Origin of the sequence: Rhizobium sp. N731 (assembly GCF_001664145.1) — a bacterium.
Classification (GTDB): Bacteria; Pseudomonadota; Alphaproteobacteria; order Rhizobiales; family Rhizobiaceae; genus Rhizobium; species Rhizobium esperanzae.
Genome location: NZ_CP013601.1, coordinates 1307667 through 1329892, shown reverse-complemented (window position 1 = coordinate 1329892; position 22226 = coordinate 1307667). Strand labels below are relative to the sequence as shown.

The window sequence follows — 22226 nt, the reverse complement described above, 5'->3', positions numbered from 1 at the left end:
CCTTTGCCTCTGGACAAGGCGAATCACCCATGATTCTCTAGGTCAGGTTCGGGCGAGCGGCGCGCGAATCACACGAGGGACAAGGCGAAGAGATGATGGACGTGCGACGGGCAACCGTGGCCGGAGGACGGCTGCGTGTCGATTTTGACGGGCTGAAAGCTTGGCGAAACAGCCTTTCCGGTCATGCGGCATCGGAACCGCTTCTTCGTCATCTGCCGAAGGCGGAACTCATCTTGAAGCGCACCATTCCGGCGCTGATCATCGCCTTCCTCTCCGTCGTCGCCGCCTCGCATTTCTTCGGCATGGCGAGCGAGTATGCCCGACTCGAGGCTTCCGCCCGCCATGCCACCGCGCTCTCGGCGGCCACTGCCTCGGCCGTGTTTGCCGATGCGGCCCAGATCTTCGACAGTGGCGATGTCGGCCAGGCGCAGACCCGCCTCACCAAGTACCTGCCGCAGGACCGGCTGGACAGCGGTGCTTTCGTGCTGCTGGTGCAGGCCAGCGGCAAGGTTTTTGCCGCAACGACCGCCGGGCTCTCGCATGTCGGCAGCAATGTCGGCGATTTCTTCCCGGAGGTCTCGGCGATCCGGCGTTTCGGCGATCGTGCCGGCGTCATCGAAACCACGATCGGCGGCGTGCCGCACTATGCCGAGATCACCTTGATGGGCAATACCGGCGGCTATATCGTCGCCGCCACCTCGCTTGAGGAGATCAGTCAGGTCTGGCGCGAGGAGCTGGCGCTCAACGTCACGCTGTTTGCCGGCATATCCTCGATCCTGCTCGTCATCCTCTACGCCTATTACACCCAGGTGAAACGCGCCCGCGACGCCGACGATATCTTCCTGGAGTCGAACCTGCGCGTCGAGACGGCGCTGTCGCGCGGCCGTTGCGGCCTCTGGGATTTCGATTTCGAGAACCGCGAATTCTTCTGGTCGCGCTCGATGTACGACATGCTCGGCCTGCCGGGTTCGGACAAGACACTGGGGTTCGGCGAGGCCGCGCGACTGATGCATCCGGATGACGGCGGTCTCTACGAAATCGCGCGCGCCATCGCCAACGGCCATTCCGGCCAGGTCGACCAGATCTTCCGCATGCGCCATGCCGGCGGCCACTATGTCTGGATGCGCGCCCGCGCCCAGGTGATCCGCAGCAATTCCGGCCGCATGCACCTGATCGGCATCGCCATGGACGTGACCGAACAGCATCGCCTCGCCCAGCGCTATGCCGAAGCCGACCAGCGGCTCGCCGACGCCATCGAATGCACCTCCGAAGCCTTCGTACTCTGGGACAAGAACGACCGGCTCGTCATGTGCAACACGCATTTCCAGGAAGCCTACGGCCTGCCGGACAACGTGCTGGTGCCCGGCACCGAACGCTCGATCGTCAATGCCGCCGCCGCCCGCCCGGTCATCGAGCGGCGGGTCGCCGATGCCGACGGCTCGGGGCGCACGACGGAGGTGCAGCTTGCCGACGAGCGCTGGCTGCAGATCAATGAACGGCGCACGCGCGATGGCGGCCGCGTTTCGGTCGGCACCGATATCACGCTGATGAAACGTCATCAGGAGCGGCTGCGGGAATCCGAACGCCGGCTGATGGCGACGATCGGCGATCTCTCCGCCTCGCGTCAGACGCTGGAGCTGCAGAAGGCCGAGCTTTCGACGGCGAACGCCAACTATCAGGCGGAGAAGGAGCGCGCCGAAGCCGCCAACAAGGCAAAGTCGGAATTCCTCGCTAACATGTCGCATGAGCTGCGCACCCCGCTCAATGCCATCCTCGGTTTCTCCGAGATCCTGCAGAACCAGATGTTCGGGCCGCTCGGCTCGCTGAAATACGACGAATATGCCCGCGATATCCATGATAGCGGCAAACATCTGCTCAACGTCATCAGTGACATTCTAGACATGTCGAAGATCGAGGCCGGCCACCTGAAGCTGCACCGCGAGCGCATCGACCTCGTGCCGCTGATCGAGGAAAGCCTGCGTTTCACCGCCATTCCGGCCGCCGAAAAGAACATCGTCATCGAACAGCGCATCTCGTCGGGCCTGACGCTGACGGCCGACCGCCGGGCGATGAAACAGGTACTGCTCAACCTGCTCTCCAATGCGGTGAAATTCACCGACAATGGCGGCCGCATCGCGGTGCGCACGCGCCGCGTCGACGGCGCCGTCTTCGTCACCATCGCCGACACCGGCATCGGCATTCCCCGCTCGGCGCTCTCGAAAATCGGCCAGCCGTTCGAACAGGTGCAGAGCCAGTACGCCAAGAGCAAGGGCGGCTCCGGCCTCGGACTTGCCATCTCGCGCTCGCTGACCTCGCTGCATGGCGGCCGCATGAAGATCCGCTCCCGGGAGGCGGTGGGCACGGTAATCTCGCTGCGCATTCCGGATGATGTCTAAGCTTTCACGGTATTGACGAATATCTTTCTCACCGCTTTCGAAAGCCGCTTCACCTCTCCTTCCAGGGTCCTGATGTCAGGGCAGTCGCCGGCACGGCAGACGAGCTCGATGAGGCCGGCCGGCGCATCGTTCGGGTCGAACTCGCTCTCGATGCAGAGCCGGATCAGCTGCGAAAGACTGGTGTAGAGCGCAAAGGCTTCGAGGCAGATGTCGAGGTCGGCCGCCGACATCAGTCGGTCGCCGAGCAGCTTAAGAGCTTCGCCGGTGCTCTTGCCGTTCACGGCAATGCCGACGTCCCTCGTTGGCGCGATCAACGCCAGATATTGGGCAATGAATTCGAGATCGATGACGCCGCCGGGGATCTGCTTCAAGTCCCATAGACTGGATGGCGGCTTTTCCTTGTCGATCAGTTCGCGCATCTCGGCAACGTCATGCGCCACCTTGGCGATGTCGCGATCTGAAGTCAGCACCTCGCTGATAATATGCTCCGCCTCGGCGATCAGGCTTTCATCGCCCGAAATCAACCGGGCGCGGCTGAGCGCCATGTGCTCCCAGGTCCAGGCCTCCTCGCGCTGGTACTTGCCGAAGGCATTGATGCGGGTTGCGACTGGGCCCTTGTTGCCGGAGGGGCGCAGCCGCATGTCGACCTCATAAAGCACGCCCTCGGCGGTCGGCGCAGACAAGGCGGCGATCAGTCGCTGGGTGATACGGGTGAAATAACGCGTCGCATCGAGCGGCTTCGGCCCATCGGATTCGGAAGCCGCGTCGTCATAATCATAGAGCAGGATCAGATCGATATCGGAACCTGCCGTCAGCTCGAAGCTGCCGAGCTTGCCCATGCCTGAGATGGCGATGCGACCACCGGGATAATCGCCGTGTGCGGCCCGCATCTCGCTCGTCACGGCATCGAGTGCGGCTGCGATGATGAGATCGGCGAGATGGGTGAAGGCGCGGGCGGCCATTGCGCCATCGATTGCGCCGGTGAGCAGGCGGATGCCGATCAGGAAGCGCTGCTCGGCAGCAAAGATGCGCAGCCGGTCGAGCACTTCCTCATAATGGCGCGCCTGAGCAAGCGAGCCCTTCAGGCGCTCGCCGAGATAGTCGCGCGTCGGCAGCTCGGCCATCAGGCCGGGGTCGAGCATGCCGTCGAAGACATGCGGCCTGGCGGCGATCACCTCGGCAAGCCGGGGTGCGGAGGACATGATGTTGACGATCAGCGACAGGAGCGCCGGATTGCTGCCGAGCAGCGAGAAGAGCTGGATGCCGGCGGGAAGGCCGGAGATGAAGCTGTCGAAGCGCAGCAGCGCCTCATCGGCGCGCTTGCTTTCGCCGAAGACACGCAGCAACTCGGGCGTCAGCTCCGTCAGCCTTTCGCGCGCCTCTACCGATTGCGTCGCGCGATAGCGGCCATAGTGCCAGGTGCGGATGATGCGGGAAATGTCGGATGGCCTGGTGAAGCCAAGCTTCTTCAGCGTCTCCAGCGTGTCCGGGTCGTCGCCCTGGCCGGTGAAGACGAGGTTTCCGGTTTCAGTGGAAAGCCTGGTCTCCTGTTCGAAAAGACGGGCATACCGCCGCTCCACCGTCTTCAGTACGCCGACCAGCCTTTCGGAAAAGCTCGGCGTGTCGGAAAAGCCCATCATGAAGGCAATGCGCTTCAGGTCGGCATCGGTCTCCGGCAGGAGGTGAGTCTGCTCGTCGCGCACCATCTGGATGCGATGTTCGACATCACGCAGGAACCAATAGGCCTCCGTCAGTTCGTCCCGCGTCTGCGCATCGATCCATTTCGCCTTGGTGAGTTCGCCGAGCGTCTCCTCCGTCGCCCGGCCGCGCAGCGCCGGCATGCGGCCGCCGGCGATCAGCTGCTGCGTCTGGACGAAGAATTCGATCTCGCGGATGCCGCCGCGGCCGAGCTTGACATTATGGCCCTTGACCGCGATCGCACCATGGCCCTTGTGCGCGTGGATCTGCCGCTTGATCGAGTGGATATCGGCGATTGCCGCGTAATCGAGATATTTGCGGAAGACGAAAGGGCCGAGCCCGCGCAGGAACTCGCCGCCGGCCGCAAGGTCTCCGGCCACGGCGCGCGCCTTGATGAAAGCCGCCCGCTCCCAGTTCTGGCCCCTGCCCTCATAATAGATCATCGCCGCGTCAACCGGGATCGCCAGCGGCGTCGAGCCGGGATCGGGACGCAATCTGAGATCGGTGCGGAAGACGTAACCGTCCGCGGTGCGCTCCTGCAGGATGCGCACCAGCCGGCGCATCAGCCTGGGGAAAATCTCGATCGCATCATCCGGGTCGGGCACGATGCCGGCCTCTTCGTCGAAGAAGACGACGAGATCGATATCGGAGGAATAGTTGAGTTCGGACGCGCCGAGCTTGCCCATGCCGAGCACGATCAGGCCCGAGCCCTCGCTTGGCTGCGCCGGATCGCGCAGCCTGAGCTTCCCACCCTCATGCGCCGAAAGCAGCAGATGGTCCATCGCGGCCGCAACCGACGCTTCGGCAAGCCGGCTGAGCCAGGCCGTCGTCGCACGTCCGTCCAAGATGCGCGAGAGATCGGCAACGGCAACGAGGAAAGCAGCCTTGCGCTTGATGATGCGCAGCCTGCTCATCACCACAGATTCCGCGGGTGCGGTGCCCTCGCCGTCCGGCCGCCAGCAGTCGCGCGCCTCGGCGATCAGTGCCTCGATCTGCGGCTCCAGCGGTTCATTGATGGCGCCAGCGAGGATGGCGGGATCGAGACTGACGATTTCGCGCAGGTAGGGCGACAGCGACAGCACGGCGGCGATGAAATCGCGCAGCCGCCCTCCCGTCTTCAGCATCGCCGCGACTGACGGCTCGCTTTTGCCGGCCTCCTGAAGATCGGCCAGCGCCAGCTTCAGCTCCGTCTGGCTCAGCGGACGCAGCAACCCTTCGGCGACATCCTTCAGGCCATGCGTCGATTTCGTCAGCATGCGCTCTCCCTGGCTCTGCAAAAGAAGTGACGATTACCCGGAATCGCGCTCGCCGCCTCCGTTCCGAATTAACTTAGGGCCTAGGCGGAAAACCGCCAATACGCGATTCAGCCTATCGCAATTCGGACAAGACCTTCAGGCAGCCTTGGCCGGGAAGATCATGCTGACGGTCAGTCCGCGCTGTTCGGGCTTGTCGGGATTGGTGTCGGAGAGCTCCAGTCGGCCGTTATGCAGTTCCATCACTGCTTCGACCAGCGAGAGTCCAAGCCCGGTGCCCGGCTTCGAACGGCTTTCATCGAGGCGAACGAAGCGCTTCACCACATCGTCGCGCCTGTCGGCCGGAATGCCGCGGCCATGGTCGGCCACCGACAGGCAGATGCCGTCCGGATGGCGGGCAAGCTTGAGCGACACCTCGCCCGCCCCTTCCGTATCGGAGGAATATTTGATCGCATTGTCGAGCAGGTTGAAGATCGCCTGGCCGATCAGCTCGCGATTGCCCTGCACCTCGATGCCAGGCTCGACGCTGGCACTGAGACCGAGACCGGCTTCTTCAGCCGCCGGTTCGTAAAGCTCGGCGCTGTCGGAAACGATTGCCGAAAGCTCGACCGGCGACATCTCCGCCGCGACCGATCCGGCCTCGACGCGGGAGATCATCAACAGGGCGTTGAAGGTGCGGATCAGCTGATCCGATTCGGAAATGATGCCTTCGAGCGCCGTTCGTCGCGTTTCACCATCGGCCATATCGAGGGCGTCGGCGGCCTTGTTGCGCAGCCGCGTCAGCGGGGTCTTGAGATCGTGGGCGATGTTATCGGAGACCTGCCGCAGGCCTTCATTGAGCTTCTCTATGCGTTCGAGCATGGTGTTCAGCGACATAGACAGCCGATCGAATTCATCGCCGGATCCGCCGACCGGCAGGCGCTGCGACAGATCGCCCGCCATGATCTTCTTGCTCGCATCCGACATGCGGTCGATGCGTTTGAGCGCGTTGCGGCCGATGCCGAACCAGATGATGATCGCGCCGAGCCCCATGATCGCCAAAGCCACCATTAGCGCCTGGCGCACCAGCAGGCGGAAACGCTCGGGATCGCCGAGGTCTCGGCCGACCAGAATTCTCAAGCCGTTGTCGAGCACGAAAATGTTGGCGATCGCCTTGTGCCGGCGCTCGACACCACCACCGTCTGTATAACGCTGATAGGCGAAGGGAGCCGAGGTCCAGCCGACCTCCTCGAAGACACCAGGCTGCACCGAAGCGACATTGCCGGCGAGAATATCCCCCGAGGGACCGGCGATGATGTAGAGATTGGCGCCCGGCTGGCGGGCACGCCGCTCCATCGTGCGCAGCAGAAGGTTCATGCCGCCGGTGTCATAGGCGCGCTGCACCTGCTCCACCTCCTGCCGGACGGCGTCGCGGATCTGGCCGGTCAGCAGCCGTTCCGACATCGCCGTCACATAGAAGACGAGCGTCGCGGCGCAGATGGCGAATAGCAGGATGTAGAGTGCCGATAGGCGGACTGCGGTGGACTTGAAGAGAACCCTGAAGCGGCTCATCCCTCGTCCTTGATCATGTACCCCGCGCCCCGGATGGTTTTCAGGAGCGGCTGGCTGAAGTCCTTCTCGATCTTCGAGCGCAGGCGCGAGACATGGACGTCGATGACGTTGGTCTGCGGGTCGAAGTGGTAGTCCCAGACATTTTCGAGCAGCATGGTGCGGGTGACCACCTGGCCGGCATTCTTCATCAGATATTCGAGCAGGCGGAATTCGCGCGGCTGCAGCGGGATTTCCTTGCCGCCGCGGCGCACCTCGTGGGAGAGTCGGTCGAGTTCAAGATCGCCGACGCGATAGACGACGTCCTGTTCCGGCGTGCCCTTGCGGCGGCCGAGCACTTCGACGCGCGCCAGCAGCTCACTGAAGGCGTAAGGCTTCGGCAGGTAATCGTCGCCGCCGGCACGAAGGCCGGTCACGCGGTCATCGACCTGGCCGAGCGCCGAGAGGATGAGGACCGGCGTGTGGATGCCCTTGCGGCGCAACTCGCTGATGACGGAAAGTCCGTCCCGGCGCGGCAGCATGCGGTCGATGACGATGACGTCATAGGTGTTCTCCGACCCCATGAACAGGCCGGCCTCGCCGTCGCTGGCGTGATCGGCGACGATGCCCGCCTCGCGAAAGGCTTTCGTGAGGTAGGCCGCGGCTTCGAGATCATCTTCGATGATGAGAATCTTCATGCGGCCGACATTACCCACCGGCTGCGTTTCGGCAAGGCTCAAAGCATCTTGCTGCGGGGCGGCGCTCATCGCGATCATCCTTGAAAGGTCAGAAGAAACGAGCCGCGCGGACCTCGGTCCGCACGGCTCCTGCTTTCTTTGCGGATCAGCCCTGGCCGTTGATCGGAAGCGCGACGAAACGACTTCCTTCGCTGGACTGGATCTGGAACAGCGCGCGGGTGCGGCCGTCCTTCTTGGCCTGGTTCAACACCTTGACGACATCGGCTGCGGTGGAGACCTCCTGGTTGTTGACCGAGGTGATCTTTTCGCCTTCCTTGATACCCTTGTCGGCGGCATCGGAGTCGGGATCGATGCCAGTGATCGCCAGGCCCTTGCCGTCATCAGAAGGACCGACAGTCAGACCGAGATCGGCAAGGGCCTTCTCGGAAGCCGGTGCCTCAGGCTGCTGCGGCTGATTGTTGTTGTCATCGGCATTGGCATCCTTCTGATCGGCCGGCAGCGTGCCGAGTTCGACCGTGAGCGACTGGGCCTTGCCGGCGCGCCAGACCGAAAGCTCGGCCTTGCTGCCCGGCTGCATCGCACCGATGCGGCGGCTGAGATCACGGGCATCCTTGATCGTTTCGCCATTCAGCGCCGTGACAACGTCACCGGCCTTCATGCCGGCCTTGTCACCCGGCGATCCGGGCTGCGGGGCGACAACGAGAGCGCCGCTCGGCTCGGAAAGGCCGATAGATTCGGCGATATCCTTGGTCACCGGCTGGATCTGGACGCCCAGCCAGCCGCGCGACACCTGGCCATCCTTCATCAGATCGGCGACGACATCCTTGGCGGTCGAGGCGGGAATGGCGAAGGCGATGCCGACGCTGCCGCCCGAGGGCGAGAAGATCGCGGTATTGATACCGACGACTTCGCCGTTGAGGTTGAAGGTCGGACCGCCGGAGTTGCCGCGGTTCACGGCCGCGTCCACCTGCAGGTAATCGTCATAGGGACCGGAACCGATATCGCGGCCGCGGGCCGAGATGATGCCGGCGGTGACGGTGCCGCCGAGGCCGAAGGGGTTGCCAACGGCGACGACCCAGTCGCCGACGCGGACATTGTTGTCGTCGGCCCAGTTGACATAGGTGAACTTCTTGCCCTTGCCGTCGACTTTGAGGACGGCGAGATCGGTGCGCGGATCCTTGCCGATCAGCTTGGCATCGAGTTCGGTGCCGTCATTCATGACCGCGACGAAAGCCTGGCCATCCGAAACCACGTGGTTGTTGGTGACGATGTAGCCGTCCTCGGAGATGAAGAAGCCGGAACCTTGAGCGACCGGCCGCAGACGTCCTTTACCGCCCGGACCGTTCGGGCCGCCCGGACCACCGGGGCCGTTCTGGCCGAAGTGGCGCTGGTGGCCCTGCTGGTCGTTCGGATCCTGGCCAAACTGCTTGAAGAAGCGCTTCAGCGGGTGATCGTCGGGCAGATCGTCGAAGCCGCGGCCATTGAAATCGAAGGAGAAGCCGTCATTGTTGTCGGCAACGGGATTGACGCGGTTTTCAACGCGAACGGAAACAACGGCGGGCGAAACGGCATCGACGACATTGGCGAAGCTCGGGACGGCGGGGGCCTGAACCTTGACCGCTTCAGCGTAGGACCGGGTAATTTCGAGCGGAACGCCGGTTGCGAGCACAGCGGCTGCGATACCGGCGACGGTAGAAGCCTTGAGCACAGTGGCGAGGGACGGACGTCCGTTGAAATTCTGCAGCATTGGAGCACCTTCTCTTGTTCTTGGATCTTCAGACCGGCGACGCCGGATCAGTCGATGACTTAAGATATAGGATGGCGCACCTTACTGCGAACTGTCCGGTCAATGAAAAGTTCGTAATGTTTGTGATGTTTCTGACGGTCGGACGCGCCCGGCCATGTCTCAGGCCCGCTCAGAGCATGCGGAAATAGTGTCGCTACCGCCTCGTTCGAGCGCTATTTCTTTAGAAGTTCGCGCAGCTGCGCCTGTTCTTCCGGCGTCAGCTTGCTGCCCGTCGGCTTGCCGGCCCTCCGACGCGCAAAGACCAGCAGTGACAGCCCCCCGGCGAGCACCAGCAGCGCCGGCGTTCCCCACAGCAATACCGTCTTCGAGCTGAACTGCGGTTTCAGCAGGACGAATTCGCCGTAGCGCGAGACGATGTAGTTGAGTACAGCCTCATCGCTGTCGCCGTTGCTGATGCGCTCACGCACAAGCAAGCGGAGATCCTTGGCGAGCTCGGCATTGGAATCGTCAATCGACTGATTCTGGCAGACCATGCAGCGCAGTTCGGCCGACAGGGCGCGGGCCCGCGCCTCCAGCACCGGATCGGCCAGCACCTCATCGGGATTGACAGCGAAGGCGGAGACGGGCGCGAAGAGGATGAAGAGAATGACGAGAAGCCGGGAGAGAAGCGGCATTCCCCTTCTCCCCTGGGGGAGAAGGTGCCCGACAGGGCGGATGAGGGGGCGACCCCTCGCAGCAATAACGACCTTTCGCTTTCGCTCAAAATCCTTGCGGCTCTGCCGTTCGGCCCCCTCATCTGCCCTTCGGGCATCTTCTCCCCGGTGGGGAGAAGTGGAAAAAAGGTGCGAGCGCATCATTCCGCCGCCTCCATCACAGGCGCGGCCGGTTTTGCCTTCGCCTTCCGGCGCGGGGCGCCGACGCGCAGGCGCCGGTCGGAGAGCGAGACGCAGCCGCCGGCGGCCATGAACAGCGCGCCGCCCCAGATGCAGAGGATGAACGGCTTCCACCAGATGCGCACGACGATGCCGCCGTCCTTGGTGGCGTCGCCGAGCGAGACATAGAGCTGGCTGAGGCCGAAGGTCAGGATGCCCGCCTCCGTCGTCGGCATCTGCCGGGCGGTATAGAGCCGCTTGGCCGACCAGGTGTCGGCAATGGTGACACCGGCGCGCCGGATGGTGAAGTGGCCGCGCTCCTCGGTGTAGTTCGGCCCCCTGCCCGCCCGCATGCCGTCGAACTCAAGGCTGTAGCCGCCGGCCTCGACCGTCTGACCCGGCTTCATCTCGACGACATGTTCGCTCTGGAAGGTGGTGACGGCGACGATGCCGAGCACACTGACGCCGAGCCCGGCATGGGCAAGCGCCGTGCCGAAAGCCGAGCGCGGCAGGCCCGACAGGCGGCGCCAGGCGACAGAGCCCGCCACCTTGCCGATGCCGGCCCGATACCAGAGATCGGCAATGGCGCCGAGGATCAGGAACAGCCCGGCCGCCAGCCCGAGCACGGAGAGCACCGGCCCGCCATGTTGGAGATAGAAGAAGACCAGAGCGGCGGCGAAGGCGAGAGCCGCGACAAGGTAGAGCCGCTGCAGGGCGCCGAGCAGATCGCCGCGCTTCCAGGCCAGCAGCGGCCCGAACGGCACGATGACGAGCAGCGGCGCCATCAGCAGGCCGAAGGTCAGGTTGAAGAAGGGCGGCCCGACCGAGATCTTGTCACCGGTGATCGTCTCCAGAAGCAGCGGATAGAGCGTGCCGGTCAGCACCGTGCCGCAGGCGACCGTCAGGATCAGATTGTTGAGGACGAGCGCGCCCTCGCGCGAGATCGGCGCAAACAGCCCGCCGGCCGCAAGCTTCGGCGCCCGCAGGGCAAACAGCGACAGCGCCCCGCCGATGAAGATCAAGAGGATCGAGAGGATGAAGACGCCGCGGGTGGGATCGCTGGCAAAGGCATGCACCGAGGTCAGCACGCCGGAGCGCACCAGGAAGGTGCCCATCAGCGACAGCGAGAAGGTCAGGATGGCGAGCAGCACCGTCCAGATCTTCAGCGCCTCGCGCTTTTCCATGACGAGGGCCGAATGCAGCAGCGCGGTGCCGGCCAGCCACGGCATGAACGAGGCGTTCTCCACCGGATCCCAGAACCACCAGCCGCCCCAGCCGAGCTCGTAATAGGCCCAGTAGGAGCCCATGGCGATGCCGAGCGTCAGGCAGGTCCAGGCAGCCAGCGTCCAGGGCCGCACCCAGCGGGCCCAGGCGGCGTCGATCCGGCCTTCGAGGAGAGCCGCCACGGCAAAGGAGAAGCAGACGGAAAAGCCGACATAACCGAGATAGAGCAGCGGCGGGTGGATGGCGAGCCCGATATCCTGCAGCACCGGATTGAGGTCGCGGCCCTCGGCCGGGGCCGGATCGAGCCGCAGGAAGGGATTGGAGGTCAAGAGAATGAACAGGGTGAAGGCGAGCGAGATCCAGGCCTGGACGGCAAGCACATTGGCCTTCAGCGTCTCCGGCAGGTTGGCGCCGAAGATCGCGACCAGGGCGCTGAACAGCGCCAGGATCAGCAGCCAGAGCATCATCGAGCCCTCGTGATTGCCCCAGACGCCGGAATATTTGTAGATCAGCGGCATCAGCGAATGCGAATTCTCCCAGACGTTCTCGACCGAGAAGTCGGAGACGACATGGGCATAGGTCAAAACGGCGAAGGCGAAGGCGACGAGCGCAAACATGACAAGCGAACCGACGCTCGCCACATCCATCATCGCCCGGTCATGGCGGCGGGCGCCGATCACAGGCACGATCGAGACGATCAGCGCCGTCGCCAGCGCCAGCACCAAAGCGTAATGGCCGATCTCGATGATCATGGCGTCGCTTTCGCCTCCTGCCCTTGGCCTTGTCCCCCTTGGCCTTGTCCCCCTTGGCTTTGTCCGCCTTGGCCATCCTGCCACAGGCCCTGCGCCTTCAGCTTGTCGGCCACCTCCTTCGGCATATAGGTCTCGTCATGCTTGGCGAGAACCGTGTCGGCTGTAAAGACGTTCGTTCCGGCGGCAAACATGCCTTCGGTGACGACGCCCTGCCCTTCGCGGAACAGATCGGGCAGGATGCCGGTATATTGAACCTTCACCGCATTGGCGCTGCCGTCGGTGACGGAAAACTCCACCGTCGAACCGGCGCCGCGCACGACGCTGCCGGCCCCGACCAGGCCGCCGAGCCGGATGCGGGTCTCCGGCGCCACCGGCGTCTTTGCCAGATCGGCCGGCATGTAGAAATAGGCCACCGACTGGCTGAAGGCGAACATCACCAACAACACCGCCGCCAGGATGAAACTCATCCCGCCAGCAATCACCGCAAGGCGCTTCTGCTTGCGCGTCATTGTGTCATTCCCTCCGTGGCAATGCCAAGTTCCCTGGCAAGCGCCAGCAATTGCCGACCCTGCTCGCCGGACGGCGGAAAGGCGGCAAGCCCTCGCTTCAGGGCGTCGGCCGCGCGATTCTTATCGTTCAATACGGCGTAAGAGCGGACGAGCCGCATCCATCCCTCGAAATTGTCGGGATCCTCGCTGAGCTCGGCATCAAGCCTTTCGACCATGCCACGGATCATCTGCTGACGGTCGCCGGCATTCATGTTTTCAGCCGCCGCCACATCTTCCGACGTCGGTCCACCGGGCGTCGCCGGCGGGGCGGCCGCGCCGCCGTTCTTGGCGATATGTTCATTGACCAGCGGCAGCCAGGGCGCATCGGCCGGCGATTGCTGCGCCAGCGCCTCGAAGGCCCGGCGGGCCTCGTCGGCCCGTCCCGCCTGTTCCATGCTGAGCGCAATGTAGAAGCGGGCACGAGGATTATCGGGCTCCAGCGTCAGCGACTGTTCCAGCGCCTGGCGGGCCTCCTCCGTCACGACGCCGTCGGAGACCGCCATCAACGTCTCGGCAAGACCGTCTAGCCGGATCGGGCTCGGGCCGAGAAGCCGGATCGCGTTGCGGTAGGCCACCTCAGCATCGGTCACCCGCATCGTGCGGAAATAGATCGGCGCCAGCACGTCCCAGCCCTTGCCGTCGTCGGGATTTTGAGCCAGATGCCGTTCCGCCTTGGCGATCAGCACCGCCACGTCGTCACCGGGATTTTCCAGCCGCGCTTCCAGCGGCTGCGACGGCAGATCCGGCCTGCCTGTCGTCAGATAAAGACAGAGCCCGAGCGCCGGCAGGATCAAGAGGACGAAGACTTCGGCAAGGCGATGATGCCGTGCGGGTTTCTGCGTCATCTCCGCCTCTCCGGCAGAGACGGCGATCAGCCGCCGGCCGATTTCGGCTCTGGCGTAATCAGCCTCCTCAGGCGTGATCAGCCCGCCAGCAAGATCGCGGTCGAGTTCGCGCAACTGGTCGCGATAGACTGCCGCCTCGCCGGCGCGGCTGTTCTGCGCCGCCTTCGCACCACGCAGAAGGGGGTAGAGCAGGATGACGGCGACGGCTGCCGTCAAAACGGCAACGAGAATCCAGAACAGCATATCGGCCCAAATACGTGAAGCATACGCCTATTCCAACTGCCAAAGCCGGAATGACGAAGATTTGAGGCTATTCGCCGCAATCTAGAGCCGGATTTCTCAGCCGAGCGGCGACCAACTGCCGTCTTCGTTGCGGCAGGCTGCACCCCGCGCCACGGTTTCCTTGCCGTCGACGGTCAGCGTATGGGTATATTGCCGGCAATTCTGCGAGCCGACCTGATAGGGCGCGGCCGCCACGACCTTGCCTGTGACGTCCTTGCCGCTCCAGACTACCGGCTGGCCGACCGCCGCTCCTTCCAGCGCCCGATATTCCGCCTCGAGCGCCCGCTGCTTGTTGCTGTCGCTCAAGCTCACGCCGCTGCGGCCGACGATGCCGCCCTGGAGCGCGGTGATGAACGCGGCCGACGCGGAGGGTTTGCTCGAAAAAATGCCGCGCGAAGCGGCACCCTTCGTCGTCGTGCAGCCGGTGAGCGCGACGGCGATAAGAAGGATGGAAACCATCATGCCTTGCGAGCGTAGAATCATTGCGTCGAACCGCGATCAGAGGTCAAATTCAAGCCGATCGAAGTGCAGCGTCCCCGTGTCAGCATTATGGCAAAGCATGCTATACGTTTGCTACTATCGTTGTGACATCAAGCAGTTGGTCATGCAACATCCTTTGTGACGCCTGGCAGGATAAGCTTCGCCTTCAGGCCGCCCCATTCGCCGCGGGAGAGCTCAAGCCTTCCCTGATATTCGTTGGAAATCTCGGTGACGATCGAAAGGCCGAGCCCGGTTCCCGGCTTGCTTTCATCGAGCCTGCGGCCACGCTTCAGCGCCTCGCGGATCTGGTCGGGCTCAAGGCCGGGCCCGTCATCCTCGACGGCAAGCTCCACCCAGCGCCGGCGGGCGCTCGCCTCCGCCCCCTTCACGTCCTCGCCGGCCTCGACGGCCGAAAGCCGCACCCTGCTCTTAGCGAAACGCGCCGCATTTTCCAGGAGATTGCCGACGGTTTCCTCGAGATCCTGCTGTTCCATGGCGACGGCAAGATGCGGCGGCGAGACGACAAGATCGAATTCGGTATCAACGTTCAGCCGGCGCATGACGCGCACCAGCCGCTCCAGCGCCGGTTCGGCATCGGTGCGGGCCAGCACGGATTCGCGCTGGGCGGCGATGCGGGCCCGGTTGAGATAGGATTGCACCTGCCCTTGCATCGATTCCGCCTGGCTGCGCACCAGTTCGCCATGGGATTTTTCCAGCACCCGCGCCTCGTTGAGCAGAACGGCGATCGGCGTTTTCAGCGAATGCGCCAGGTTGCCGACCTGCATGCGCGCCCGCTCGACGATGCGGCGATTGCTATCGATCAGCGCATTGACCTCGTTGGCGAGCGGCAGGATCTCGCGCGGGAAGTCACCTTTCAGCTGCTCGCTCTCGCCGGCGCGGATGCGCTCCAATGCGGCACGCGCCTTGTCGAGCGGCTTCAGGCCGTAGAGGATCGCCAGCGCATTGACGATCAGGCTGCCGACGCCGAAACCGGCGAGCGCCAGATAGAGGCTGTGGGAAAAGGTGCGGACATCGTCCTCGACGACGTCGACATTGCCGGTGACGCGGAAGCGTGCCGCGCGCCCGTCGGTGTCGAGCACCACTTCGGTCTCGGCCACCTGCACGCGGTTCCCGGAGGCATCCATCACCTGGTAGTAGCGCTCGTAATTCTTGTCGAAAGGCGCCTCGACGACGGAGGGTACCGGAATGAGCGCCGAGCCGAGCGATGGCGAAACCAGCGGCGCAGTCGTATAGGTGCCGAGCGGCTCCACCACCCAATACCAGCCGGTCTTCGGCTGAGCGAAACGCAGATCACCGAGCTGCGGGCTGCCGCTCAACGCCCCCTGATCGCCGATCGTCACGGAATTGATGACGTTATAGAGCTGCGCCCGCAGCAGATCCTGGAAACCGCGTTCTGCGCTCTTGCGATAGAGCGTCGAGATCAGCAGGCCGATCACCACCAGGGCCACCGTCGACCAGACCGTGGTCAGCAGCAGCACACGTGCGGTGAGCGACTTAATTCGCATGTTTCGGCGCTTGGATGCGGTAGCCGAGACCGCGCACCGTTTCGATCAGGTCGACGCCCATCTTTTTGCGCAGGCGGCCAACAAAGACCTCGATGGTGTTGGAATCGCGGTCGAAATCCTGGTCATACATGTGCTCGACCAGCTCCGTGCGCGAGACGACCTCGCCCATGTGATGCATGAGATAGGCGAGCAGGCGATATTCATGCGAGGTCAGCTTCAGCGCTGTACCGTTGACCGTCGCCTTCGAGGATTTGGTATCGAGCCGCACCGGCCCGCAGACGATCTCGGAGGAGGCATGCCCGGCGGCGCGGCGGATCAGCGCCCGGATGCGCGCCAGCACTTCCTCGACATGAAAAGGCTTGGTGACGTAATCGTCGGCGCCGGCATCGATGCCGGCGACCTTGTCGCTCCAGCGGTCGCGCGCCGTCAGGATCAGAACCGGCATGCCGCGGCCGGCGCCGCGCCATTTTTCCAGCACCGTCACACCGTCCATCTCCGGCAGGCCGATATCGAGGATAATGGCGTCATAGGGTTCGGTGTCGCCGAGGAAATGGCCCTCTTCGCCATCGAACGCCTGGTCGACGACATAACCCGCCTCCTTCAGCGTGTCGGTCAGCTGCCGGTTCAGGTTGACGTCGTCTTCGATTACCAGGATGCGCATCGGTCCGCCTTCGTCCACTTTAAATCGATCGTGTTTGAATAGACCGATTCCGCTTACATCGGAACCTTTACCGTTACCTTGCGTGGACGCTGGCCATTGCCCGACACGAGAACGGTAATGATGCAGCTATCGCCCACCGGTTGCACGGACAGGAGCTGCCCGCCCGTCTGTTCGACGACCTGGGCTGCGGCGGCGCTGCAATCGCCAGCCACGCGCAGGACGAGGGTGCCTGCGCCGTCCGGTGAGGGCGCCGATACCACCAGTCCGGCGGCCACTACTGCGACGCTCAGAGGAAAGGCCATGTCTTACGCTTTCAAGGTAATTCCAACTTGCTGCGAATATGTACTCAAGCGACCTGAATGGCAAATGAATGCGCTGTAATACAGGGCATTTAGAACCGTTCTCGCCTGTTTGGGGCAATCGATTTCAGCCCTTGGAATCGGCGGCCGCCACAAGTGCCGGCGGTCCGCCTTGCGCCTGGAAACAAGGCGTCCCGCCGCTGGAATCCGGATGCTGGCCAGCTCCTCCGGCAAGCATGCAAATCCGGGGTGATCCCACCGCGGTCATCGTTTCCGAATCGGCCGCGTCGTTCTGATTCGCGCCGAACAGCAATTACGTCAGGCCGGCCGACAGTGGCACGCATCAGGGCGCAGCGGGTCGTCCTCAAATTGTACCGCTCTCTCATGTCGTTCGCTCATCTTTTCATCCGTTCGAGAAAAACGCAGGCGTCAGGCATAGCGGAATTGCCGATCGCGGCTTTCGCCGGCTGGTTGAAACTGCTATCCCTTGCTGGCCTCGCATTTCAGAGCCTTTTCAGCCCCAATGCCAAATTCCTTCCGCTTCCGTTCGGCGCAGACGGTCACCGTGCTTGCCGCTACCCAGCTGATCGGCTGGGGCACGACGTTCGACATGCTCGGCGTCATGGGCCGCGCCGTGGCACCGGCTCTCGGCGTGGCGAACGAGGTTATCTTTGCCGGCCTGACGATCATGATGGTGGTCAGCGCCATTGCCGGCCCGACGACCGGCCGTTGGCTCGGCCGCTATGGCGCCGCCCGGGTGCTTTCGGCCGCCTCGCTGATCTTCGCGCTCGGCCTCTCTCTGCTGGCGGTGGCAAACGGCATTCTGCTCTACGCCGCCGCCTGGCTCGTCATCGGCATCGGCGGCGCATTGGGTCTCTCGGCACCGGCCTATACCGCCGTCGTCGAACGCGAAGGCATAAACGGCAAACGCGTCATCGCCATCCTCATGCTGTTCACCGGGCTATCGAGCACCATCTTCTGGCCGATCCTCAGCCTGCTCAACGAGGCGGTCGGCTGGCGGCTCACCTTTGTTTTCTGCGCGGCGCTGCAATTCTTCGTCTGCCTGCCGCTGCATCTTTTCGCTCTGCCGAAGCCGATCGTGACGCATGCCGAGAGCAGCGCGGCGGAGATTCCGCCGGTGCCATTGTCGAAGACGGCTCGGCGCAAGGCTTTCCTGCTGATTGCCGCTGTGACAACGATCTCGACCTTCGTCACCTTCGGCATCGCCCCATCGCTGCTCGAAATCTTCCGCCAGTCCGGGGCTTCACCGGCGCTCGCGCTGCAGCTCGGCTCGGCGCGCGGCGTCCTCGGCATCTCGGCCCGTTTCCTCGACATGCTGCTCGGCCGCCGCGGCAACCCCATCCTCAGCGCCTTCATGGGCATCAGCCTGACGGTAATCAGCTTTCTGATCATGCTGACAGCCGGCCCATCGACGCCGGTCCTCGTCACCTTCATCCTGCTCTACGGCTTCGGCTCGGGCGTCATGGCCGTCGCCCGGGCCCTGCTACCGCTGGCGCTGTTCTCGCCGAGCGAATTCGGCCTGCATTCGGCCCGGCTGTCACTACCGCAGAACCTCGCCAATGCCATCGCTCCCGTCGTCTTCACCGCCATTCTAGATCGCGCCGGCACCGGTCCGGCGCTGCTCGCCTGCGCCGTTTTCTCAGCATTGGCGCTCACTCTCGTGCTGATGCTGATGGCGCTGGTGCGGGACGCCGGGGCACCGGAGCCGAGCCCGGTCGTTTCGTGAGGCTCGGGCCTGGACGTCAGCGGTTCCGAATATCTCTCGATCAGCATCTTCAGGCCGCTGCAGCTGTTCCAACGAGCCATGATCCGTCGTGATCGGTGAGTCTTTTGAGTCCCTTGCGGCGGGTTTCTCGAAAAGTGATTCCGGTTCTCAGAAGGTCGGTCCGTGTCGCAACGACCTAAATCCGAAAAATCGCTCATCTCTCTGAAAAAAAATGGCGATTTTCCACAATTGCCCCAAGCGCGGCTACCGGAGGATGGCCGGCGTCAGAGCGGCCGCGTCACGGCCGTGCGGCTGTCGTAATCGGCGGCGATGCGCTTTTCCCGAAGCGGGCGCACGCGCTCGATCGAACGCTGGTAATCGGGGTGCGCCTTATAAGCAGCGAGAGCCGCCTCATCGTCGAATTCGCCATAGACCACGAGATCGATCTCGGTGCCCAGCTGATCGGTCTTCACATTGGAGCCGATTTCCAACAGGCGCGCGTATGGAATGGCGGTCAGGATCGAAAGTCCCGCCCTCACCTCCTCCAGATGTTCCTCCTGCACGGTGAAGAAGACGATATGGCGGATCACGCGGAAGCTCCTGTCAGATTCCAGAGGGGGTGGCCCGCGCGATAACACGCGCGGCGTGGGCCTTCAACCGCGCGGCCTGCCCTGCGCGGCATCCGGACGCAGTGCCGCATGGAAGGTGATGGCGTAACCCGCGAGCTTTTCCGCCCGGTCGGTACCGTTGACGATGCGGCGCGCGTTGACCCAATCCTCGGTCGTCGCATTCAGGTGATCGGCGAGTTTGTGGCCGGTAAAGCTGCCCTGCAGCATGCCTTCGATCAGGATCGTCACCGCCGCCTCCATTCCCATCGCCCGATCGGGATCGGCAACCAGATCGATGCCTGTCAGCGCGCTCATTGCCTCGTAATTCCGCTTATGGGTGAGCTGCACGAGTCCGCGCCCGAGCCAGCAGCGGCCATCCTCGTCCGGCCGCCAGTAGGGCGTCTTCACCCAGGAGAGCCGGCCTGCGGCAAAGGCTGCCTCCAGGATCTCGACCGCGCGCACATCGCTTTCAGCCAGTGTCTCGCGCACCGGCTGCATCGTATAGGCGGTCTCATGATAGGCGGTTGCGAGGATATAGGCCAGCCATCGGCGGTCGGTCGGCGCAGACCGCTTTTCCCAGGCGTCGAGAATCGCCGTCATCCCCACTACCTGAGGATGAGTCAGCTCTCCCCTGAAGAGCTCGCGCCGTACAGCGTCAAAAAAGAATACCCGGTTCATGTGAACAACCATTCCGCGCTTCCCGTAGGCCTTGTGGTTAAAACGGTCTTAATCGATTAAAATAAACTTAATCGTTTGAAGTGTCTAAGCCCCTGATTTACACGCCTTTTGTCTTGTGCAATGCATTTTTCACGCCCTGAAGCCTTACCACCACAAGAGGAGACTTCCGATGCAGACGCCCGCCAACACGCAGACCACCATTCCCCAGCATGTCGTCGACCAGATGGAAAATGAGTGGCGCCAGATTCGCCTTGAGCGCGAGAATACCCGCCCGGCACCGGCAGCCTCAACAGCAGCGCTGATTGATACAGGCAAGGCGGCGCGGATGTAAGGCCTGACCTCATCGTGTTGCAGCCTCAAGCCGGTTCGCCAGCGCTTCGAGCGACCGAGTGAAGACCTTTCCATCTCTGAGTGCGCGCGACAGCACCAACGCGCCTTGAATGCCGCAGACGCCTTCCTCAGCGAGCGTCTGCGCCTCCGTCTCAGCACAGCCAGCCCGCATCAGCGCCGAACTCAACGCCTCGATCCAGCGGATGAAATAATCGGCGATCTCCGACGAAAACCGCGCGCGGGTGTCGTCGAGCGCGAAGGCGCCGACAAGGCAGATGCGGCCGCCGGCGCGGAAGTAGTCATTGACATTGACCCACATCGCCGCAATCGCCTGACGGGCGTCGTCATTCCTCAGCGGCCGATAGATCGCCTGTTCGAACCAGGCATCGATATCGGCGAGCACAGCGCCAGCCATCTCCTCCTTGCCGCCGGGGAAGAAGTGATAAAGGCTGCCCTTGCCGATGCCGGTGCGTTCGGTGATGCGGCTGAGCGTGGCGCCCTCATAGCCGAGCTCGCGGAAGGTTTCCGCGAGCAGCGGTACGATATCGGCGCGTTCATAGACGGTCCTCACCGGCCCAAGTTCATCCTATTCTAGAGGCCGAGCTCGGTCAGGCCGGGATGGTCGTCAGGCCGCCGGCCGAGCGGCCAGTGATATTTGCGCTCCGTTTCCCGGATCGGCAGATCGTTGATGCAGGCAAAACGGCGCTGCATCAAGCCGGTGGCGTCGAATTCCCAATTCTCATTGCCGTAGGAGCGGAACCAGTTGCCGCTGTCATCGTGCCATTCATAGGCAAAGCGCACGGCAATGCGATTATCGGTAAAGGCCCAGATCTCCTTGATCAGCCGGTAATCCAGCTCTTTGGCCCATTTGCGGGTGAGGAAAGCGACGATCTCGCTGCGGCCGGTGATGAATTCGGCGCGGTTGCGCCAGCGGCTGTCCGGCGTATAGACGAGCGAGACGCGCTCAGGGTCACGGCTGTTCCAGCCGTCCTCGGCAAGCCGAACCTTCCGGGTGGCAGTCTCGAGAGTGAACGGCGGGACGAGGCCGGACATGGTCTTCTCCTTGTACTGATCTGTCTTCTTTGTACTGATCAGTACAAAGATCGATCTGCAAGCGGGACGATGAGGTATTTTCTCAGAGGCCGAGATTGCGGCTCCAGCGCAACGGCAGGGCATCAGGGCGAAACACTGTGTTTTCAGGGGTAAAACGCCAGAGTCTTTCGGCCCTTTCAAAGCTGGCGATCTCAGGCGAAGACAGCAATATTTCAGCTCTTCCGGTCATCTGCAGCATGTCACCGGTTTCAAAATCGACGAAGACCAGGCCGGCCTTCGGATTGACGAGAAGATTGCCGAGCGTGTTGAAGAACCGGTTGCCGGGAAAATCGGGGATGGTCAGCACGCCATCGGCGCCGAGCCGCACGAAGCCGGCATTGCCCCCGCGATGAGAGACATCGACCTGCCGCTCGCCATTATCACGATCGACATAGGAGGCAACGAAAAACGTATCGGCGCCCTCGACCACGCGCCTCGCCCGGTCGTCGAGGATGACGGAGTGAACCGGCCGCATCGCGGTCGGTTTATCGGGATCGCGGGCAAAGGCGGCCGCGCGCGGCTGGATATATTGCGGGCAGTTGCCGAAGCTCTGGCCGACCCGCAGGCGGAAAGCCTCGGCATCCGTCCTGCGGATGACGCCGTTCAGCCGATTGCGCCTGCGGGTCTCGAGCTGGATGCCGAGCAGCGCAATCGCGTCTCCATCTTCCATGCCGGCATCGGCAGGATCGTCCGGATCGCGCCGCAGATCGACGTCGAGAGCCTCCGGCACCGGCGAGGACATGAATCCCGGCCGTCCCGCCCGCATCGTCGCCCAGACATCGCCCTTGGCATCGACCGCGCCGAGCACGACGAAAGGCAGCATCGGGAAGAAGGCGCGGTGCTGTTCGGGCATGGCCTTGCGGATGAAATTGCGCCCCGGCCCGTCCATGCGTTCGACGACGCCGATACTGCGCTGCATGGCAAGTTCGCCCTCATGCCAAGGCGATGCGGCATCCTGTCCTGTCTCGTTCAGCATCATGGCCT

Annotated in this window: 19 protein-coding genes and 1 pseudogene; 3 read left to right on the top strand and 17 right to left on the bottom strand. The window is 63.4% G+C overall.

Features of this window, described 5'->3' with window-relative positions:
* Positions 1 to 92: 92 nt before the first annotated feature.
* Complete coding sequence (locus AMK02_RS06630) at positions 93 to 2396, top strand: PAS domain-containing sensor histidine kinase (RefSeq protein WP_064801369.1); 2304 nt, start codon at positions 93 to 95, stop codon at positions 2394 to 2396.
* Here AMK02_RS06630 and AMK02_RS06625 read toward each other — a convergent pair.
* The 12 genes from AMK02_RS06625 to AMK02_RS06565 all read right to left on the bottom strand — a co-directional run bounded on the left by AMK02_RS06625 (position 2393) and on the right by AMK02_RS06565 (position 16811).
* Positions 2393 to 5350, bottom strand: coding sequence for a bifunctional [glutamine synthetase] adenylyltransferase/[glutamine synthetase]-adenylyl-L-tyrosine phosphorylase (locus AMK02_RS06625; protein ID WP_064801367.1), 2958 nt, complete (start codon positions 5348 to 5350; stop codon positions 2393 to 2395). The two genes, AMK02_RS06630 and AMK02_RS06625, sit on opposite strands and share 4 nt — an antisense overlap.
* Before the next feature lie 135 nt (positions 5351 to 5485).
* On the bottom strand, positions 5486 to 6898 hold the full coding sequence (locus AMK02_RS06620) for a sensor histidine kinase (RefSeq protein ID WP_064801365.1): 1413 nt from the start codon (positions 6896 to 6898) through the stop codon (positions 5486 to 5488).
* Entirely contained in the window at positions 6895 to 7650 is a 756-nt protein-coding gene (locus AMK02_RS06615) for a response regulator transcription factor (RefSeq protein WP_405047712.1), read from the bottom strand. Before AMK02_RS06615 ends, AMK02_RS06620 begins: the two co-directional genes overlap by 4 nt.
* Before the next feature lie 67 nt (positions 7651 to 7717).
* The gene (locus AMK02_RS06610; protein WP_064801363.1) at positions 7718 to 9319 is read right to left on the bottom strand and encodes a Do family serine endopeptidase; all 1602 of its coding nucleotides are present in this window, start codon (positions 9317 to 9319) and stop codon (positions 7718 to 7720) included.
* A gap of 212 nt (positions 9320 to 9531) precedes the next feature.
* On the bottom strand, positions 9532 to 9993 hold the full coding sequence (locus AMK02_RS06600; RefSeq protein WP_064801359.1) for a cytochrome c-type biogenesis protein: 462 nt from the start codon (positions 9991 to 9993) through the stop codon (positions 9532 to 9534).
* A 179-nt stretch (positions 9994 to 10172) separates the two neighbouring features.
* Complete coding sequence (locus tag AMK02_RS06595; protein ID WP_064801357.1) at positions 10173 to 12167, bottom strand: heme lyase CcmF/NrfE family subunit; 1995 nt, start codon at positions 12165 to 12167, stop codon at positions 10173 to 10175.
* Positions 12164 to 12676 carry a cytochrome c maturation protein CcmE gene (gene ccmE / locus AMK02_RS06590; protein WP_064801355.1) on the bottom strand — a complete coding sequence of 171 codons (513 nt, stop codon included), beginning with the start codon at positions 12674 to 12676 and terminating at the stop codon, positions 12164 to 12166. The genes AMK02_RS06595 and ccmE overlap by 4 nt, the downstream gene beginning before the upstream one ends.
* Positions 12673 to 13803: a c-type cytochrome biogenesis protein CcmI gene (gene ccmI, locus AMK02_RS06585; protein ID WP_064801352.1), complete on the bottom strand. Its 1131-nt coding sequence runs from the start codon at positions 13801 to 13803 to the stop codon at positions 12673 to 12675. The genes ccmE and ccmI overlap by 4 nt, the downstream gene beginning before the upstream one ends.
* Positions 13804 to 13899: 96 nt before the next feature.
* Entirely contained in the window at positions 13900 to 14325 is a 426-nt protein-coding gene (locus AMK02_RS06580) for a hypothetical protein (RefSeq protein ID WP_064801350.1), read from the bottom strand.
* A gap of 119 nt (positions 14326 to 14444) precedes the next feature.
* Complete coding sequence (locus AMK02_RS06575; protein ID WP_064801348.1) at positions 14445 to 15848, bottom strand: sensor histidine kinase; 1404 nt, start codon at positions 15846 to 15848, stop codon at positions 14445 to 14447.
* Positions 15838 to 16509, bottom strand: coding sequence for a response regulator transcription factor (locus AMK02_RS06570; protein WP_064682001.1), 672 nt, complete (start codon positions 16507 to 16509; stop codon positions 15838 to 15840). Before AMK02_RS06570 ends, AMK02_RS06575 begins: the two co-directional genes overlap by 11 nt.
* 53 nt (positions 16510 to 16562) lie before the next feature.
* Positions 16563 to 16811, bottom strand: a complete 249-nt coding sequence (locus AMK02_RS06565; protein ID WP_011424624.1) for a hypothetical protein — start codon at positions 16809 to 16811, stop codon at positions 16563 to 16565.
* 520 nt (positions 16812 to 17331) lie between these two features.
* On the opposite strand from AMK02_RS06565, the gene AMK02_RS06555 reads away from it, so the two are divergent.
* Entirely contained in the window at positions 17332 to 18555 is a 1224-nt protein-coding gene (locus AMK02_RS06555; RefSeq protein WP_064801344.1) for an MFS transporter, read from the top strand.
* Positions 18556 to 18818: 263 nt separating this feature from the next.
* On the opposite strand, the gene AMK02_RS06550 is transcribed toward AMK02_RS06555, so the two are convergent.
* Positions 18819 to 19124, bottom strand: coding sequence for a Dabb family protein (locus AMK02_RS06550; RefSeq protein ID WP_064801342.1), 306 nt, complete (start codon positions 19122 to 19124; stop codon positions 18819 to 18821).
* 13 nt (positions 19125 to 19137) lie between these two features.
* Positions 19138 to 19832 (bottom strand): annotated as a pseudogene (locus tag AMK02_RS06545) (hypothetical protein).
* A gap of 157 nt (positions 19833 to 19989) precedes the next feature.
* Between AMK02_RS06545 and AMK02_RS31645 the strand changes: the two are divergent.
* The gene (locus AMK02_RS31645; RefSeq protein WP_164517771.1) at positions 19990 to 20151 is read left to right on the top strand and encodes a hypothetical protein; all 162 of its coding nucleotides are present in this window, start codon (positions 19990 to 19992) and stop codon (positions 20149 to 20151) included.
* A 9-nt stretch (positions 20152 to 20160) separates the two neighbouring features.
* On the opposite strand, the gene AMK02_RS06540 is transcribed toward AMK02_RS31645, so the two are convergent.
* The 3 genes from AMK02_RS06540 to AMK02_RS06530 all read right to left on the bottom strand — a co-directional run bounded on the left by AMK02_RS06540 (position 20161) and on the right by AMK02_RS06530 (position 22218).
* On the bottom strand, positions 20161 to 20721 hold the full coding sequence (locus AMK02_RS06540) for a TetR/AcrR family transcriptional regulator (RefSeq protein ID WP_064801339.1): 561 nt from the start codon (positions 20719 to 20721) through the stop codon (positions 20161 to 20163).
* 20 nt (positions 20722 to 20741) lie between these two features.
* Positions 20742 to 21203: a nuclear transport factor 2 family protein gene (locus AMK02_RS06535; protein WP_064801337.1), complete on the bottom strand. Its 462-nt coding sequence runs from the start codon at positions 21201 to 21203 to the stop codon at positions 20742 to 20744.
* A gap of 82 nt (positions 21204 to 21285) precedes the next feature.
* Positions 21286 to 22218: a pyridoxamine 5'-phosphate oxidase family protein gene (locus tag AMK02_RS06530; protein WP_064806040.1), complete on the bottom strand. Its 933-nt coding sequence runs from the start codon at positions 22216 to 22218 to the stop codon at positions 21286 to 21288.
* Positions 22219 to 22226 lie beyond the last annotated feature (8 nt).

What these genes read in the sequence shown, in the direction of transcription:
- AMK02_RS06615 (WP_405047712.1), bottom strand. Translation starts at nt 7,650, where the DNA reads ATGATCGCGATGAGCGCCGCCCCGCAGCAAGATGCTTTGAGCCTTGCC.
- AMK02_RS06580 (WP_064801350.1), bottom strand. Translation starts at nt 14,325, where the DNA reads ATGATTCTACGCTCGCAAGGCATGATGGTTTCCATCCTTCTTATCGCC.
- AMK02_RS06610 (WP_064801363.1), bottom strand. Translation starts at nt 9,319, where the DNA reads ATGCTGCAGAATTTCAACGGACGTCCGTCCCTCGCCACTGTGCTCAAG.
- AMK02_RS06530 (WP_064806040.1), bottom strand. Translation starts at nt 22,218, where the DNA reads ATGCTGAACGAGACAGGACAGGATGCCGCATCGCCTTGGCATGAGGGC.
- AMK02_RS06575 (WP_064801348.1), bottom strand. Translation starts at nt 15,848, where the DNA reads ATGCGAATTAAGTCGCTCACCGCACGTGTGCTGCTGCTGACCACGGTC.
- AMK02_RS06595 (WP_064801357.1), bottom strand. Translation starts at nt 12,167, where the DNA reads ATGATCATCGAGATCGGCCATTACGCTTTGGTGCTGGCGCTGGCGACG.
- AMK02_RS06630 (WP_064801369.1), top strand. Translation starts at nt 93, where the DNA reads ATGATGGACGTGCGACGGGCAACCGTGGCCGGAGGACGGCTGCGTGTC.
- ccmE (WP_064801355.1), bottom strand. Translation starts at nt 12,676, where the DNA reads ATGACGCGCAAGCAGAAGCGCCTTGCGGTGATTGCTGGCGGGATGAGT.
- AMK02_RS06600 (WP_064801359.1), bottom strand. Translation starts at nt 9,993, where the DNA reads ATGCCGCTTCTCTCCCGGCTTCTCGTCATTCTCTTCATCCTCTTCGCG.
- AMK02_RS06555 (WP_064801344.1), top strand. Translation starts at nt 17,332, where the DNA reads ATGCCAAATTCCTTCCGCTTCCGTTCGGCGCAGACGGTCACCGTGCTT.
- AMK02_RS06565 (WP_011424624.1), bottom strand. Translation starts at nt 16,811, where the DNA reads ATGGCCTTTCCTCTGAGCGTCGCAGTAGTGGCCGCCGGACTGGTGGTA.
- AMK02_RS06620 (WP_064801365.1), bottom strand. Translation starts at nt 6,898, where the DNA reads ATGAGCCGCTTCAGGGTTCTCTTCAAGTCCACCGCAGTCCGCCTATCG.
- AMK02_RS06625 (WP_064801367.1), bottom strand. Translation starts at nt 5,350, where the DNA reads ATGCTGACGAAATCGACGCATGGCCTGAAGGATGTCGCCGAAGGGTTG.
- AMK02_RS31645 (WP_164517771.1), top strand. Translation starts at nt 19,990, where the DNA reads ATGCAGACGCCCGCCAACACGCAGACCACCATTCCCCAGCATGTCGTC.
- ccmI (WP_064801352.1), bottom strand. Translation starts at nt 13,803, where the DNA reads ATGCTGTTCTGGATTCTCGTTGCCGTTTTGACGGCAGCCGTCGCCGTC.
- AMK02_RS06570 (WP_064682001.1), bottom strand. Translation starts at nt 16,509, where the DNA reads ATGCGCATCCTGGTAATCGAAGACGACGTCAACCTGAACCGGCAGCTG.
- AMK02_RS06535 (WP_064801337.1), bottom strand. Translation starts at nt 21,203, where the DNA reads ATGTCCGGCCTCGTCCCGCCGTTCACTCTCGAGACTGCCACCCGGAAG.